Source organism: Vitreimonas flagellata (genome assembly GCF_004634425.1).
GTDB lineage: Bacteria > Pseudomonadota > Alphaproteobacteria > Caulobacterales > Aquidulcibacteraceae > Vitreimonas > Vitreimonas flagellata.
Genome location: NZ_SBJL01000001.1, coordinates 35,001 through 49,828, shown reverse-complemented (window position 1 = coordinate 49,828; position 14,828 = coordinate 35,001). Strand labels below are relative to the sequence as shown.

Annotated in this window: 16 protein-coding genes, 1 tRNA gene and 2 rRNA genes (1 of these 19 only partly in view); 8 read left to right on the top strand and 11 right to left on the bottom strand. The window is 62.8% G+C overall.

Annotated features, from left to right (window positions below):
- Window positions 1-192: 192 nt before the first annotated feature.
- Window positions 193-390, top strand: coding sequence for a DUF1289 domain-containing protein (locus EPJ54_RS00275; RefSeq protein WP_135209678.1), 198 nt, complete (start codon window positions 193-195; stop codon window positions 388-390).
- On the opposite strand, the gene EPJ54_RS00270 is transcribed toward EPJ54_RS00275, so the two are convergent.
- From EPJ54_RS00270 to EPJ54_RS00260, 3 genes are all read right to left on the bottom strand, one after another.
- On the bottom strand, window positions 387-1,202 hold the full coding sequence (locus EPJ54_RS00270) for a sulfite exporter TauE/SafE family protein (protein ID WP_135209677.1): 816 nt from the start codon (window positions 1,200-1,202) through the stop codon (window positions 387-389). The two genes, EPJ54_RS00275 and EPJ54_RS00270, sit on opposite strands and share 4 nt — an antisense overlap.
- On the bottom strand, window positions 1,199-2,191 hold the full coding sequence (dusA, locus tag EPJ54_RS00265) for a tRNA dihydrouridine(20/20a) synthase DusA (RefSeq protein ID WP_135209676.1): 993 nt from the start codon (window positions 2,189-2,191) through the stop codon (window positions 1,199-1,201). Before dusA ends, EPJ54_RS00270 begins: the two co-directional genes overlap by 4 nt.
- Before the next feature lie 76 nt (window positions 2,192-2,267).
- The gene (locus EPJ54_RS00260; RefSeq protein WP_135209675.1) at window positions 2,268-2,627 is read right to left on the bottom strand and encodes an ArsC family reductase; all 360 of its coding nucleotides are present in this window, start codon (window positions 2,625-2,627) and stop codon (window positions 2,268-2,270) included.
- 95 nt (window positions 2,628-2,722) lie between these two features.
- Between EPJ54_RS00260 and EPJ54_RS00255 the strand changes: the two genes are divergently transcribed.
- From EPJ54_RS00255 to EPJ54_RS00245, 3 genes are all read left to right on the top strand, one after another.
- Window positions 2,723-3,349 carry a glutathione S-transferase family protein gene (locus tag EPJ54_RS00255; protein WP_135209674.1) on the top strand — a complete coding sequence of 209 codons (627 nt, stop codon included), beginning with the start codon at window positions 2,723-2,725 and terminating at the stop codon, window positions 3,347-3,349.
- A gap of 128 nt (window positions 3,350-3,477) precedes the next feature.
- Complete coding sequence (locus EPJ54_RS00250; RefSeq protein ID WP_135209673.1) at window positions 3,478-4,257, top strand: SDR family NAD(P)-dependent oxidoreductase; 780 nt, start codon at window positions 3,478-3,480, stop codon at window positions 4,255-4,257.
- Window positions 4,258-4,315: 58 nt separating this feature from the next.
- Complete coding sequence (locus EPJ54_RS00245; RefSeq protein ID WP_135209672.1) at window positions 4,316-5,092, top strand: crotonase/enoyl-CoA hydratase family protein; 777 nt, start codon at window positions 4,316-4,318, stop codon at window positions 5,090-5,092.
- On the opposite strand, the gene EPJ54_RS00240 is transcribed toward EPJ54_RS00245, so the two are convergent.
- From EPJ54_RS00240 to EPJ54_RS00230, 3 genes are all read right to left on the bottom strand, one after another.
- On the bottom strand, window positions 5,093-5,770 hold the full coding sequence (locus EPJ54_RS00240; RefSeq protein ID WP_135209671.1) for an SDR family NAD(P)-dependent oxidoreductase: 678 nt from the start codon (window positions 5,768-5,770) through the stop codon (window positions 5,093-5,095).
- A gap of 141 nt (window positions 5,771-5,911) precedes the next feature.
- Window positions 5,912-6,706: a LytR/AlgR family response regulator transcription factor gene (locus tag EPJ54_RS00235; RefSeq protein WP_167755498.1), complete on the bottom strand. Its 795-nt coding sequence runs from the start codon at window positions 6,704-6,706 to the stop codon at window positions 5,912-5,914.
- A complete protein-coding gene (locus tag EPJ54_RS00230) occupies window positions 6,672-7,796 on the bottom strand; it encodes a sensor histidine kinase (protein WP_135209669.1) in 1,125 nt (374 codons plus the stop codon). Before EPJ54_RS00230 ends, EPJ54_RS00235 begins: the two co-directional genes overlap by 35 nt.
- 205 nt (window positions 7,797-8,001) lie before the next feature.
- Between EPJ54_RS00230 and EPJ54_RS00225 the strand changes: the two genes are divergently transcribed.
- The 4 genes from EPJ54_RS00225 (at window position 8,002) to EPJ54_RS00210 (ending at window position 11,718) form a co-directional block, all read left to right on the top strand.
- Window positions 8,002-9,360: an anthranilate synthase component I family protein gene (locus EPJ54_RS00225; RefSeq protein WP_239590682.1), complete on the top strand. Its 1,359-nt coding sequence runs from the start codon at window positions 8,002-8,004 to the stop codon at window positions 9,358-9,360.
- Entirely contained in the window at window positions 9,357-10,145 is a 789-nt protein-coding gene (locus EPJ54_RS00220; protein WP_135209668.1) for an aminotransferase class IV, read from the top strand. The genes EPJ54_RS00225 and EPJ54_RS00220 overlap by 4 nt, the downstream gene beginning before the upstream one ends.
- 207 nt (window positions 10,146-10,352) lie before the next feature.
- On the top strand, window positions 10,353-10,589 hold the full coding sequence (locus EPJ54_RS00215) for a hypothetical protein (RefSeq protein ID WP_135209667.1): 237 nt from the start codon (window positions 10,353-10,355) through the stop codon (window positions 10,587-10,589).
- An 88-nt stretch (window positions 10,590-10,677) separates the two neighbouring features.
- A complete protein-coding gene (locus EPJ54_RS00210) occupies window positions 10,678-11,718 on the top strand; it encodes an ATP-grasp domain-containing protein (protein ID WP_135209666.1) in 1,041 nt (346 codons plus the stop codon).
- Between the two features lie 2 nt (window positions 11,719-11,720).
- On the opposite strand, the gene EPJ54_RS00205 is transcribed toward EPJ54_RS00210, so the two are convergent.
- The 5 genes from EPJ54_RS00205 to EPJ54_RS00185 all read right to left on the bottom strand — a co-directional run.
- Complete coding sequence (locus tag EPJ54_RS00205; RefSeq protein ID WP_135209665.1) at window positions 11,721-12,683, bottom strand: FkbM family methyltransferase; 963 nt, start codon at window positions 12,681-12,683, stop codon at window positions 11,721-11,723.
- A complete protein-coding gene (locus EPJ54_RS00200; protein WP_135209664.1) occupies window positions 12,684-13,736 on the bottom strand; it encodes a glycosyltransferase family 4 protein in 1,053 nt (350 codons plus the stop codon).
- A 118-nt stretch (window positions 13,737-13,854) separates the two neighbouring features.
- Window positions 13,855-13,931 (bottom strand) — tRNA-Met (locus tag EPJ54_RS00195).
- Window positions 13,932-14,063: 132 nt separating this feature from the next.
- A 5S ribosomal RNA gene (gene rrf, locus EPJ54_RS00190) occupies window positions 14,064-14,178 on the bottom strand.
- A 94-nt stretch (window positions 14,179-14,272) separates the two neighbouring features.
- A 23S ribosomal RNA gene (locus EPJ54_RS00185) occupies window positions 14,273-14,828 on the bottom strand; it runs 2,233 nt beyond the window's last position.

The following is a 14,828-nucleotide window of genomic DNA, read 5'->3' as shown; positions in this document are numbered from 1 at the left end:
ATGGCTCTCGCGCCGGTCCTCGCTGATGAGATGCAGCCGATTATGGTTTCGGATGCTTTCTTGCCGCGATTTCAGGCTGATATCGAAATACGATATGATGCATCGAAAGTCAATGCGATTTTATCGTTTTTCGATTAAATGGCGTTTGGACATGGTTGCCAGGCGGCGCGCCAAGCCTTTAGCTCACGCCGGATGAGCGCCGCCCCGATTTCCAGCCCCTGCGTGAAGACCTGCGCCGTGAGCGGCCAGACCGGCCTCTGTATCGGCTGCGGACGCACCTTGCCGGAAATCGCCAGTTGGGGCCGCCTCGACGAGCCACAACGCAAAGCGATCATGGCGGAGCTGCCAGCGCGTTTGGCGGGCGTGAAGGCCGCCGGCGCGGTCAGCTAGACCAGCGCCTCGCGGAGCATATTGATCGCCACGACGGCGAGCAGGATCGCGAAGGCGCGCTTCAGCGTTTGTTGAGGCAGCCGGTGCGCCAAGTGGGCGCCGATCGGCGCGGTGATCGCCGTGAGCAGCGCCAACAGAATGAAGCCGGGTACGCTCACGAACCCAAGCGACCATGGCGGCAGCCCCTCGCGGCCCCAGCCGGCAACGACGTAGCCAAGCGCCGCGGGCGCTGCGATCGCGGCGCCAAAGCCGGACGCGGTCGCGACGGCCTGGTGGATCGGGCGCCCGCACAAAGTCATCACCGTCACGCCAAACGCCCCGCCGCCAATGCCCATCATTGCCGAGAGCACGCCAATAGCGCCGGCAATAAGTGCGCGAACGCCACCGCGCGGCAGTTCGCTGAACATGCGCCAATTCGGATTGGCGAGCCCCATCTGCGCCGCCACCAGCAACAAGCCGGCGCCAAACACAATCAGCAAGGCTTCTGTGTTCGCAAATCCCGCCAACGCCGCGCCAAGCAGCGCGCCGCACGTGATCCAGGGCGCCCACGCTTTCAGAACCTCGTAATCGACCGCGCCGGCTTTCGTGTGCGTCGACAGCGAGCGCCAGGAGGTTGAGATGATCGTGGAGAGCGATGTGCCCACCGCGAGGTGCATGCGCACGCTCTCATCGACGCCGAGCGCGCCAAGCACGAGATAGAGCACCGGCACGATGACAACGCCGCCGCCGATGCCGAAAAGCCCGCCAATAAAGCCAGCAAACAACCCAGCGCCCGCGAGCGCAATCAGAAAGAGCGCGAGTTCGTTGATCATACCGCGCGGGCGCTCGCATTGGTGATTTCCGCCAAGGCCGCGCGCAAGACATCAACGCCCGCGCCAGCGCGCACGCCGCGCTCCGACAACACACGCCGCCAAGCGCGCCCACCTGGCAGCGCATTGAACAGCCCAAGCATATGCCGCGTCATCGCGTGCAGCGGTACGCCCCGCGCCAATTGCGCTTCGATGTAGGGCAAGTGCGCCTCGATCGCCGCAGCGCGGCTCGCCACCGGATTGGCGGCGCCGAACACACGCGCATCCACGTCCATCAATGTCGCCGGTGTTTGGTAGGCGGCACGGCCAAGCATAACGCCATCAAGTGTGCTGCTCTCCTGAAGCGCGTGATCGAGATCACGCAGGCCGCCATTGAGAATGATCTCAAGCTCTGGCCGCACCTGCTTCAGTTCGCGCACCAGATCATAATCCAGCGGCGGCACTTCGCGGTTTTGCTTCGGCGACAGTCCTTTGAGCCATGCCTTGCGGGCATGCACGATAAACGTCGTGCAGCCTTCGCGCGCGGCCAGCTCCACCAGTGCAAACAGCGCCTCGCGCGGCTCCTGATCGTCCACACCGATGCGCGACTTGATCGTCACCGGAATATCCGGCGCCGCCTCCTGCGCGGCGCGCCAAAGCTGCGCTACAAGGTCCGGCTCGCGCATCAAGCAGGCGCCGAAGCGGCCCGATTGCACGCGATCCGACGGGCAGCCGATATTGAGATTGATCTCGTCATAGCCGAACGCCGCGCCAATCCGCGCCGCCTCCGCCATCTTCGCCGGATCGCTGCCGCCAAGCTGCAACGCCACCGGGTGCTCGATGTCAGAGAAGCCCAAGAGCCGCTCGCGATCGCCATGAATGATCGCGTCCGCCGTCACCATCTCGGTGTAGAGCAACGCTTCACGCGTGAGCGTGCGATGGAAGGCGCGGCAATGCCGATCCGTCCAATCCATTAGCGGCGCAACACAGAATTTGTGCGACAGGCTCTTCATGACAACGCCGCTGGAGATGGCGAGATAAGCCGCTTCTGTCCAGGCAAAGCCGCGCTTTTCGTGTGTAGCGTGCCCCTTAGGCGAACAGCTTGGCGTAGATTTCAGGCTTGAACCCGACCGTCAGCTTGCCGCCAACATCGAGCACCGGCCGTTTGATCATGGAGGGCTGCGCCTCCATCAGTCCAATCGCCTTTTTCTCGGTGAGGTTCTCGCGGTCCTTGTCCGGCAGTTTCTTGAACGTTGCGCCAGCACGATTGAGCAGGATTTCCCAGCTCACCTCTTTGGCCCAGCGCTCCAGCGTCGCTTTATCGACGCCCTCGGCTTTGTAGTCATGGAACGCGTACGCGACGCCGCGCTCATCGAGCCAAGTGCGCGCCTTCTTCATCGTATCGCAGTTCTTGATGCCGTAGAGCGTGACGGATTTTTTCGATGCCATGCCTAATTTATGGCGTGTCACGACCTATAAGTCTCGGGGTTGACTTAGCGCCAAAGTTCGCGCTTCGTTCTCACCGCTCAAGCTGGGAGGCCCCGATGGCAGATAAGCTGACGTTCTACACGCACCCGATGTCACGCGGGCGCATCGCACGCTGGATGCTGGAAGAGGTCGGCCAACCCTATGAGACGGTCGTGCTGGAGTACGGCACGACGATGAAGGCGCCGGAATATATGGCCATCAATCCGATGGGCAAAGTGCCGGCGATCAAGCACGGCGATACGGTCGTGACCGAATGCGCGGCGATCTGCGCGTACCTCGCGGACGCCTTCCCGCAGGCAGGCCTCGCGCCTGCGCCGACTGATAAATTGCGCGGCCCCTATTATCGCTGGCTCTTCTTCGCCGCCGGCCCCGTGGAAGCCGCGACCACCAACAAATCGCTCGGCGTCACCACCGACGCAGATCGCAAGGCGATGGTGGGCTACGGCTCGCAGAAGGAAGTTCTCGACGTCTTGGAGAAAGCCGTCACGCAGAATGAATATTTGCTGGGCGGGCGGTTTTCCGCGGCAGACGTCTATCTCGGCTCGCACATTGGCTGGGGCCTGCAATTCGGCAGCATGGAAGCACGCCCAGGCTTTGCGGAATACGTCGCGCGCATCCAGAACCGCGAAGCCGCCAAGCGCGCCAACGAGCTCGACAACGCATTGATGCCCGCACAGGCCTGACCTGTCTGTACCGACGGGCGCCTCATTGTAAAAACGGGCTTGGCCTTCCCTTGCGGCGCTCCGATAAGACCGTCAGCGAAAGCGGCGGCGCGCGCTGTCGCACCCGAAAATCTCAAGGGAGGCGTAACGTGAATCTGTCAGGTATTTCCGCTGTCGTAACCGGCGGCGCGAGCGGTTTGGGCGCTGCCACGGCGCGCGCACTCGCGAAAGAAGGCGTGAAGGTCGCCATCTTCGACATGAACGCGGAAAAAGGCGAAGCGGTCGCCAAGGAAATCGGCGGCGTCTTCTGCAACGTCAACGTCACCAACGATCAAAGCGTCGATGAGGGCTTCGCCAAAGCGCGCGCCGCGATCGGCCAAGAGCGCATCCTGATCAATTGCGCCGGCACCGGCAACGCGATCAAGACCGCGAGCCGCGACAAGACCAGCGGCGAGATCAAGCACTTCCCGCTCGAAAACTTCGACCGCATCATTCAGATCAATCTCGTCGGCACGTTCCGCTGCATCGCCAAATCCGCGGCCGGCATGATGACGCTGGAGCCCGGCGAACACGGTGAGCGCGGCGCGATCGTCAACACGGCGTCGGTCGCCGCTGAAGATGGCCAGATCGGCCAAGCCGCCTATTCCGCTTCGAAAGGCGGCGTCGTCGGCATGACGCTGCCGATCGCGCGCGATCTTTCGAGCGAAGGCATTCGCGTCAACACGATCCTGCCCGGCATCTTCAACACCCCGCTGCTGCAAGGTGCGCCTGAAAACGTGAAGGCCGCGCTCGGCGCTTCCGTTCTGTTCCCGAAGCGCCTGGGCATGCCTGAGGAATATGCGAGCCTCGCGGTCGAGATGTGCCGCAACTCGTATTTCAACGGCGAAGACGTCCGCCTCGACGGCGGCATCCGCATGGCGCCGCGCTAAGCGTCAACGGGCGGGCGCGCCTATCGCGTCCGCCCACTTGCCGCGCAAGGAGGCTTGCATGAGCAACATCCTCATCGCCCGCGACGGCCCTGTTTCCATCATCACCATCAATCGCGCCGAGCGACGCAACGCCGTCGATCTCGCCACCGCGCGCGAACTCTACCACGCGTTCCTCGCGTTCGACGCAGACGCCAGCGCATCGGTCGCCGTGTTCACCGGCGCGGGCGGGATGTTTTGCGCCGGCGCTGATCTCAAGGCCCTTGCTGGCGGTGAGAGTGGAAAACGCGTGGAACCTGGTGGTGTGAATTCGTACGCACCGATGGGCCCGTCACGTTTGCGCCTCAGTAAACCTGTCATCGCCGCGATCGAAGGCTTCGCCGTCGCCGGCGGTGCAGAACTCGCGCTCTGGTGTGATCTGCGTGTCATGGCCGAAGGCTCAACATTCGGCATCTTTTGCCGCCGCTTCGGCGTCCCGCTTGTCGACACCGGCACCATCCGCCTACCGCGCCTCATCGGCCATTCGCGCGCGATGGATCTGATGTTGACCGGCCGCCCCGTCAATGCGCACGAAGCGCTCGCATTCGGCCTGGCCAATCGCGTTGCGCCGAAAGGCGAAGCACTCACGCACGCGATCGCACTCGGCAAAGAGATCGCGGCCTTCCCGCAAGCCTGCATGCGCAACGACCGGATGTCGGCGTTGGAGCAATGGGATTTAGACGAAGGCGCCGCGATCGATAACGAGATCAAGCACGGCTTGAACACATTGCGCTCAGGCGAAACCGCCGATGGCGCTGCGCGCTTCACCAGCGGCGAAGGTCGTCACGGCAAGTTCTGATCAAACGCGCCCGGTCACCGGCACCAACGCGCCCGTCACTGCGCTCGCCGCATCGGACGCCAAGAACAGCATCACGTTCGCCAATTCCGCGGGCTGGACCCACGAAGCGAAGTCCGCGTTCGGCATGTCTTTGCGGTTCGCGGCTGTGTCGATGATCGACGGCAGCACTGCGTTCACGCGCACTTTGCCTTTAAACTCTTCGGCCAAGCTTTCCGTGAGCTTCAGTACGCCCGCCTTCGACGCCGCATAAGCGCCCATGCCCGCGCCGGCTCTCAAAGCAGCGGCCGCGCCGACATTGACGATGGCGCCATGCGCCGCTTCCAGATGCGGTAGCGCGGCCTTTGTGGCGTTCAGCGCCGTCTTCACATTGATCTCGTACATGCGATCCCAGGTCGCGCCGTCCGCTTCCGCCAATGGCTTCCACACAAAGCCGCCTGCGATGTTCAGCAACGCGTCGATGCGGCCCGCCGTGTCCCTGACCTTCGTCATCGCAGCTTGCGCGGCGTCGAACTTGGTGATGTCCACACCGCCCAGCGCCAGCGGATCATTCGCGAACTCTGACGGGATCGGCGCGTAATCGATCAACGCCACGCGCGCGCCTTGGGCCAACGCCGCCTCGCGCACCCCGCGCGCCAAAGCGCCGAAGCCGCCGGTGATGACGATCACTTTGTCCCGCATACGAGGTCTCCTTGGGTAGCAAGACCTTTAGCGCGCCTGCATCCAAAACCAAGAGCGCCGGCATCCTTTGAGGCGGACGAGTTTTTCGTCTGCCTTATACCTTTACTTCCGGCGCGGCGGCTCACACCGCCCGCCGCTTTTTTAGCTGCGCTGCTTCATCTCGGCCATAACGCGCTGCGCATAGGCGCGGCTCACCGGCACCTCGTCGCCGCTTTCGAGCACGGCCATAAGCCGGCCGTTCGCGTCGCGGCGCACGGCTTTCAAGCGCTTCCAGTTCACAAAAGCTGAACGGTGCACGCGGAGCATCACGTTCGGGTCGAGCTTCTTTTCGAGATGCGACATGGTCTCGCGATGCAGCAATGTGCGCCCCTCCCAATAGAGCCGCACATAATCGCGCTCCGCTTCGATGCGATCGACATCGATCACCGGCACGCGCAAGAAGCGCCCGCGGTCGCGGATCCAGAATTCGCGATCAAAGCGCGGCGCTTCGCGATCGTCCGATTCACGTTTCAGCGCGTCCAACACAGAAGCAAGCTCTTCGGCGCGCCGCCCGGCGTTCTTGTCGGCACGGCGCTCGCGCGCGCGATCGAGCGCTGAGGCCAAGCGCTCGAATTCCACCGGCTTGACCAAATAGTCCACGGCCGACGTCTCAAATGCCTGTACTGCGTAGGAATCATACGCCGACACGAAGATCACCGCCGGCCCGCCGGAATCTTCCACCGCGTTCGCGACTTCGAAGCCATCCGCCAACGGCATCTTGATATCGAGCAGCACAACGTCCGGCTTCAATTCGCGCATCGCGCTGATCGCTTGCATGCCGTCGCTTGCGGCGCCGACGATCTCGACGTCCGGAATCGACTGCAGCGCCAGCCTGATGCGGCGCAGCGCCAACGGTTCGTCGTCAGCTAAGAGCAGGCGCAGGGGTTCGGCCAACACTTTGTTCCTCCAGGGGCAACCAGATTTCGACGCGACACCCATTGGGTTCGCGATTTTGCGCGGAAAGCCCCGCGCGTTCGCCATAGATCAATTCCAAGCGCTCGCGTGCGTTTGCGAGACCAACGCCGCGACGGCGGCGCGGATCACCTTCCGGCGGCAGACCAGGGCCGTCATCATCAATCCGAATACGCAGCACATCGCCATCGCGGAACGCGGAGACGTCGATCGCCCCGCCTTCGGTGCGGGGCGAGATCGCGTATTTGATCGCGTTTTCCATGATCGGCTGCAGGATCAAGCTCGGCAGACCCACATTCTCCAGACCCGGCTCGATCGAGAAACTGACCTTCAGTTTGTCGTCAAACCGCGTGCGTTCGATCTCGAGATATTTGCGCTGCGCCTCGAGCTCTGCGCTCAACGCCGCCAGCTCCGTCGGCTGGCGATCGAGGGAGTAACGCAGGAAGCCCGCCAGCTTCAACAACATGCTCTCGGCCTGCTCATTGCGCTTTTCGAGCACGAGCGTCGAAATCGCGTTCAGCGTGTTAAACAAGAAGTGCGGGTTGATCTGGTAGTGCAGCATCTTGAGCTGTGCGTCGTAGGCCAGAGATTGCGCCCGCGCGACCGCGCGCGCCTGCGCCATCGATTGGAAGTGATAGCCAAGCAAAGCCTGCGTCAGGCCCCAGAGCGGCAACGCCCAGCCGAACTGGAAGAGGTAGATCACGAACGGATAGGAGTCCGGCGAGAAGCCCGCAAGCATCATCGGCCAGAACTCTTCGGCGTATTGCGTCACCGGCCCGAGCGCCAGCGCGCCAAGCACCAGCGAGATATTGCGCACCCAATTGGACTTGTCGGCGCGCGGCCCGGCAATCAGCGCGAGCAGAATGCCGGTGAGCACAAAATATGTCGTGACCACCAGCGCCCGGTTCACGAGGTAGGGGAAGTCGCTCATGTCATCCGGCGGATCGGCGCCCGCGGCCGCACTGCGGATGAAGAGGTACATCAGCCAGAACGCCAGGTGCGCGCCCCAGCGCGTCCAGGCGGGATGGGCCAAGATGCCCCCGCCGCCCTGCTCTGACTGCACCCCAATGCTCATGAGCCCCAACCTAGCCAATTCGCCGCAGGAATGGGCGCCGGCCTTGCAGTTATGGGAGCCGCCGGTCGCAATTTCCGGCGCTTTCGTCGTAAGCGACTGCTAATTCGTCGTTTTTAACCAGTTCGGCGGCCAACGCTCGCGCCGCAAGCGAGGCCGGCGCTTTGCTCCATTGAGCCGCGCACGCCTTCGCCGCATAAGCCCTGCCGTGAAGCCCTACGTCCACGAGATCGAGTACCGCGACCCGATCGACGCTTGCGCGCCGCTGCGGGACACGCCGATGACGCTCCTGCTTCATGGCGCATGCAGCCGCTGGAGCTACATCGCCGCCGATCCCATCGAGACCATAAGCGCGAGCGCGGACGATGGCCGCGTGACTTTTGCGCGGGCGCGCAAATGGATTGCCGAGGCCTCTGCAGGCGATGCGTCGCCGGATCTGCCGCCCTTCGCAGGCGGCGTCGCGGGGCTCGTCGGCTACGAGATGGCCCGCGCGTTCGACACGGCGCCACACTTCTCCGCACCGGACGGGACGCCTGATCTTGCGCTCGGTCTCTATGATTGCATCGCGGCCTTCGATCACGACCAGCGCCGCGCTTGTGTCGTGGCTTGGAGTGCGAACACCGGCCGCGCACAAGATCGCGCGACGCACTTTGCACATCGGCTCGGTTCAGCACGCGTTGATCGCTCTGACGCGATCGGCGTTCTGAAGTCGCAGACCTCGCTCAGCGATTACGAAGCCATGGTCGCGAAAATCGTCGCGCGGGTGCACGCAGGCGATCTCTATCAAGCCAACATCTCGCGACGTTACGCCGGCGCACTGGCGGCTGGCGATCATCCTTATTCATTGTTCGCGCGGCTCGTGACGCAAAGCCCGGCGCCCTTCGCGGCTTATATGCGTCTCACCGACCACGCCCTCGTCTCGAACTCACCAGAGCGCTTTCTCTCGGCATCACGACGAGACAACGGTCAATTGTTCGCTTTCAGCCAGCCAATCAAGGGCACGCGGCCACGCGGCGCAAACGCCGCCGAAGACGAAGCCAACGCGCGCGCGCTCTTGGCGAGCGCGAAGGATCGGGCGGAAAATTTGATGATCGTTGATCTCATGCGCAATGATCTCTCCAAGACGTGCGTTCCCGGATCGGTGCGCGTGCCGCGTCTTTGCGGCCTGGAAAGCTATGCGAACGTGCACCACCTCGTCTCCGACATCGAAGGCCGTTTGCGCGAGGACGCCGATGCGTTCGAGCTCTTCGCCGGCGCCTTTCCGCCAGGCTCGATTACGGGCGCGCCGAAACTGAAGGCGATGGAATTGATCGGCGCGCTTGAGGGCGCTGGCCGCGGCCCGTATTGCGGATCTTTGGTGTGGTTCGGCTTCAATGGCGCGATGGATTCAAGCGTACTCATTCGCACGGCGACATGCGCGCGGCGTGGGGTTGATTGGCGCGTCGCCTTCAATGTTGGCGCGGGGATCGTGGCCGAATCTGATCCCTTGGAAGAAGCGCGCGAAACCGTCACCAAAGCGGCGAGCTTGAGGCGCGCCATCACCGGCCATGTCGGAGGCGAAGCATGACGGTCTGGCGAGACGGCGCATGGGTAGACGGCCCGGCCGACAACGATCGCGGCGCGACTTTGGGCGATGGTTTGTTCGAGACCATTCTTTGGCGCAATGGCTCAGTGGCGCGCCTCGATCGCCACGTCGCCCGCATGCGCGCCAGCGCTGAAGCGCTCGGCCTGGCGGCTCCCGAAGCGCTGACTGATATTGAGGCAATCATCCCCGACCTCGCCGCGCGCAATGCGCTGAGCGATCAACGCGCCGCGGTGAACCTGCGCCTCGCCGTCCTCGGCCCGCGCGGCCTCGATCGTCACACGCCGCACATCACCTTTTCCGCGCGCATCGCCCCCGCGCCGGCAAGCGACACCAGCATCGCGCTCGCAACCGTCAGCATCCGTCGCAATGAAACAGCGCCGTCCGCGCGCCACAAGACGCTTTCCTATCTCGATCAGATCGAAGCGCGCCGCGAAGCACGCGCGCTTGGCGCTGATGAGGCCGCGCAGCTCAACACACAGGGCAACCTCGCGGGCGGGGCTGCTGGCAATCTGGTGCTCATCCTCAAAGATCGCGCACTGACGCCGCGGGTCCGCGATGGGGCCTTGCCAGGCACGGTGCGCGCTGAGTTTTTGGCGCGTGGCTTGATTGAAGAAGCAACGCTGAGCGCCGCCGACATCGCCGCCGCGGAAGCGGGCGCGATAACCAACGCCATCTTCGGCGTACGTCCAGTTCATAGCTGGGACGGCCGTGCGCTCGCCGCCGATCACCCGCGCCTCGCGTCGCTCCGCGCCGCGATCGAGACCTGATGTGAGCGCCATTTCTGCGTTCCGAGGGCATCTGCCCGATCTGCGAATGCGAAAGCGTATTCGACGCTCCCGATCCCGATCTCCGCGAAAACTACAAATGCACACGGTGCAATTCGCCGCCACGCGAGCGCGCCTTGATCGCCGTTCTGACCGAGATGTTTCCCAATTGGCGCGATCTGCAAATCCACGAATGCGCCCCCGGGCTCTGTGTCGGCGGATAAGTTATGGCGCGAGTGCAAAGGCTATACGCCCAGCGCTTACGTGCCCGGCGTAGCGCGCGGTCAGATCATCGGCGACATTCCCGATCGCGCTACTGGCTCGAACAGGACAATATTTCAGATCGATGACATCACACGCGGCCTGCGTGCGAGATACAACGAAGTGCTCGTCAGCCGAAAAGGCGACGCAAAGTTCCCGCGCTGGTGGAACCTGTCACCTATCTAATCTTTCGCGATGCATACGGGCGTTGCGCTCTGGGAACTTTTATCCACACTGGGCGTCTCCATCCGCGGCTTTCCGACGGGGTGATCAAGTGCGCTGCTGGCTGTTCTTTAACCGCGACATCGCGCCCGGGATTCCAGAAGCGCCCGAAGTGCTGCGCTTCATAGAGACTGCAAAAGCCCTCGATATCGAATTGCTCGTACTGAAGCCGGGTGAATTCGATCTGGTTGTGGATTCAAAAGACGGATGGTCGGCGATCTATCAGGGCCGCGAACTGCGCAAGCCCGATCTCATCATTCCGCGCTGCGGCGCTGAGACGAATTATTTCACGCTCGCCGTGCTGCGCCACTTCGAACACCAAGGTGTGGCGATCGCCAATGGCCCCGCCGCTGTGGAATCGGTCGCGGATAAATTGCACTCGCTGCAGGTGCTTGCGGGCGCCGGGCTGCCAGTGCCGAAAACGATCCTCGGTAAATTCCCGGTCGATGTCGGCTTGGTTGAGCGCGAACTTGGCTTTCCAGTCGTCGTGAAGAAACTCAAAGGCACACGCGGCGCCGGCGTGATGCTCTGCCAAGATCGCGCGCAATTCGATGATCTCGCTAATCTGCTCGATGGCGCGAGCGGCGCCGATTTCTTGTTTCAGCAATATGTGCGCGCGAGCCACGGCCGCGACGTGCGTGTGCTCGTGATCAACGGCAAAGCCGTCGCTGCGATGGAGCGACGCTCCAGCGACGGCGGATTCAAATCCAACATCTCGCTCGGCGGTCACGGCACGCTCTACGATCCGCCGCATGAAATGGCGGAACTTGCGGTAAGGGTCGCGCGCGAGCTTGAACTCGACATCGCCGGCGTCGACCTTCTGTTCGATGAAAACGGCTATCGCGTGTGCGAGGCCAATTCCGCGCCCGGGTTCCAAGGCTTGGAGCGGGCATGTGCTGTCGATGTGCCGGAGATCATCTTCCGCGCGATGGCAAAACGCTTTGGCATCCCACTCCGCCACTCAGATCGCTGGGAACGCACGATCGAGAAAGCCGCCCGCGCAGCGTTTGGCGCCAATGGCGGCGCCACCACGGAAATGGCGGAACCATTGCTCCGCCCCGCTCCGATACGCCGAAAAGCAAAGCCAGTCTGAAGCTACTGGATCAGGCCACGCAATGCGCTGAGGGCCGTGCGCCGCAATTGCTTGCGACGACGCGCAGCGTGCAGGCGCCCGAGTTCGGCGATGAGCGCGCCAGCATCGACTCGAGCCAAAGCCCTTAGCCTCTGCGCCGCTTCGGGCCGCGCCAGCACGACGCCACTTAAATCCACATGCCCGTACGCATAGGCAATTAACGCAAGTGCAATCAGCCGATCCTGCTGTAACTCGGTCTCGGCGGCCATCAATTCGGGACGGCGGAAATAGAGCACATCGCCATGAATGAGTTGGCCTTCGGACAGCGGAATTGGTCCCGGCGCTGATCGATCGCCGCGCACCTTCGTGCCGCGCCGCCACGCATGCATTTGCGGGAAGCGCGCCAGCATGAACCCCTTTGCGCGGAGTTCTGCATCCACATCGGCGAACAGAGGCTGATCCTTATAGATCGGCGCAAATTCCACCTCGCTACGGATCGCCAGCAATTGCGACACGAGGTTCGGCGCCGATTGCATCGCTTCGAGCTCCGCGCCCTGGATGTCGATTTTCATGTAATGCGCGTCGGTGAACTGAAAGCGCTCCGCCACGGCGTCGAGCCGCTCGACCCGAACGCCCACCTGCCCATCGAGAATGAAATAATCGTCGCGCGCAAACATCGCCGCGAAATTCTGATCGGCAGTGAGCAACGAAGTGCAGCCGCGTGCGCGATAGAGATTGAGCATGCGCTCTTCGTCCGCGCGCCCGACAGCGGTGGGAATGTAGCGAAGCGAGCGTAAGCCGGCCGCAGCTGCGGCATGCGCATCTGCATTCAGCCGATCGCACTCTTCGGCATCGGGCTCAAAGCCGATCGCCTCTACGGCCGCGCCGATAGCTGAAAGGTCCGTGGTGAAGCCGCCGCGCGCGCCGATGTCGAGCCCGACAATGCGCGTTGCACGGAGCACCTGGTGCACGAGTTGCGAAGCCATTTAGACCTTCCCCACAACGCCGCGCGCGCGGCGGATATCTGCGATTTCGGCGCTCATTTTCGCCCAGAATGGCTGCGCGCCGTAGGCGGCCATCAAATCGTCGCGGCCTTTCGCGGCCATCGCGCGCAGCTGCGCAAGATTCGACACCGCGCGCTCGAGAGCTTCACGCAACGCGCTGGCGTCACCGACGGGAAAGAGCAGCCCGTAGGCGCCGCCACCCAAAGCATCACGATGGACGAAGATGTCGCTGGCGATCACGGGCACGCCATAATGGAGCGCCTCCCGGATGACCCAGGAGTACGATTCCCACTCGGACGGCAGCACCAGCACGTCGCTTTGATCAAAGTGCGCGAACGGCGATGCGAGCCAGCCGGCCATCGCGATGTTCTTGCCGCTCACCGCTGCGGCCGCTCGCACTTCCGCTTCCTGTGCGCCAGCGCCGATGATGCGAAGTTCGGTGTCCGGCGCGAGATTCGCAGCTGCGTACGCCTTCACCAGCGTGAGCGGATCCTTCACCTGCTCGACGCGGCCGAGAAAATTGAAGCGCACGCGTGCGGGCGCGGCAGCTTTGGGCCCTTGCTCGTCGGCCGCCGGCACGAACGGATTGCCAAACATGCGGACGCGTGTGTGCGGCAACGCGGCCTGCGCGCGGCTTTGCTGGTCTTCGTTCAGCGTGACGACCAGGTCCGCACGCGCTTTGTGTTTGAAATTGTCGGAGTGGCAGCGGGTCATCATCAGTGTGCGCGGAAACATGCGCTTCAGCGCCGGCATCGCCAGATCGCTGTGCGCCATGACAAAATCCGGGGCGCCGCCGCGCGCTTCGATCTCGCCGCGAATTCGCGTGAAGCCTGGCAAGAATTGGAAGAGTGGCGATGTGATCGATCGCGGCGCTTCGATCACATCGATGCCTGCATCGCGCAATTGCTGAGCGGCGGGGCCGGCGTAGAGGCACACCGAGCGCACGCCGCTTGCCTCGAACAAGCGCGCATAATGAAAGAGCGAGGTGAACACCCCGCCCTTTCCCCTCATGATCGCAACTTGCACAGCGAACATGCGCGCTCCCGAACGCGGGCGACCCTAGAGACTTCCACGCACGGTTCAAACCACCTGCGCGCATACGAAAAACGGCCCCGCTTCATCAGCGGGGCCGTTTGGATCTTGAGAACACTTTTGGGTGCGGGAGTAGGATTTGAACCTACGACCTTCAGGTTATGAGCCTGACGAGCTACCGGGCTGCTCCATCCCGCGTCAGTCTCAAGATCAATTCCGAATTCCTGATACACGAACGGCCGCGTGTAAACGCGGCCGGAAGTGTCACGGCCGAAGCCGTCATTGTGATTGAGGGTTCTGGACTTCTTTGTTTGCACGCGGCTCGGGCAGACCCGGCAGCGACCTACTCTCCCATGCCTTAGGACATAGTACCATCGGCCCTGGGGGACTTAACTACCGAGTTCGGGATGGGATCGGGTGGGGAACCCCCGGCATAGCCGCCAGGTCGGCGCGAGCCGCGCGCAAATTTCAGGATGACATTGTCTTTGCTGTTGCGTTCGTTGGATGGCGACGCAGTCGTCGCCGTGCATGAACCATGATCGTTCAAGCCGATTGAGCGATTAGTACCAGTCAGCTTCAAGCCTCGCGGCTCTTCCACACCTGGCCTATCAACGTAGTAGTCTTCTACGGCTCTCTAGGGAAACCTAGTTTTGAGGGGGGTTTCACGCTTAGATGCTTTCAGCGTTTATCCCGTCCGCACTTAGCTACCCAGCTGCGCTCTTGGCAGAACGACTGGTGCACCAGAGGTGCGTTCATCCCGGTCCTCTCGTACTAGGGACAAATCCTCTCAAGTTTCCAACACGCACGGTAGATAGGGACCAAACTGTCTCACGACGTTCTGAACCCAGCTCACGTACCACTTTAAATGGCGAACAGCCATACCCTTGGGACCTGCTCCAGCCCCAGGATGTGATGAGCCGACATCGAGGTGCCAAACCGCCCCGTCGCTATGGACGCTTGGGGGCGATCAGCCTGTTATCCCCGGAGTACCTTTTATCCGTTGAGCGATGACCCTCCACACACGGGATCACCGGATCACTATGACCGACTTTCGTCTCTGCTCGACTCGTCAGTCTCGCAGTCAGGCAGGCTTAT

Bases quoted from the DNA above. Each gene is read 5' to 3' on its own strand.
- EPJ54_RS00200 (WP_135209664.1), bottom strand. From the start codon at position 13,736: ATGTTCGCTGTGCAAGTTGCGATCATGAGGGGAAAGGGCGGGGTGTTC.
- EPJ54_RS00270 (WP_135209677.1), bottom strand. From the start codon at position 1,202: ATGATCAACGAACTCGCGCTCTTTCTGATTGCGCTCGCGGGCGCTGGG.
- dusA (WP_135209676.1), bottom strand. From the start codon at position 2,191: ATGAAGAGCCTGTCGCACAAATTCTGTGTTGCGCCGCTAATGGATTGG.
- EPJ54_RS00255 (WP_135209674.1), top strand. From the start codon at position 2,723: ATGGCAGATAAGCTGACGTTCTACACGCACCCGATGTCACGCGGGCGC.
- EPJ54_RS00205 (WP_135209665.1), bottom strand. From the start codon at position 12,683: ATGGCTTCGCAACTCGTGCACCAGGTGCTCCGTGCAACGCGCATTGTC.
- EPJ54_RS00260 (WP_135209675.1), bottom strand. From the start codon at position 2,627: ATGGCATCGAAAAAATCCGTCACGCTCTACGGCATCAAGAACTGCGAT.
- EPJ54_RS00240 (WP_135209671.1), bottom strand. From the start codon at position 5,770: ATGCGGGACAAAGTGATCGTCATCACCGGCGGCTTCGGCGCTTTGGCG.
- EPJ54_RS00230 (WP_135209669.1), bottom strand. From the start codon at position 7,796: ATGAGCATTGGGGTGCAGTCAGAGCAGGGCGGCGGGGGCATCTTGGCC.
- EPJ54_RS00220 (WP_135209668.1), top strand. From the start codon at position 9,357: ATGACGGTCTGGCGAGACGGCGCATGGGTAGACGGCCCGGCCGACAAC.
- EPJ54_RS00275 (WP_135209678.1), top strand. From the start codon at position 193: ATGAGCGCCGCCCCGATTTCCAGCCCCTGCGTGAAGACCTGCGCCGTG.
- EPJ54_RS00245 (WP_135209672.1), top strand. From the start codon at position 4,316: ATGAGCAACATCCTCATCGCCCGCGACGGCCCTGTTTCCATCATCACC.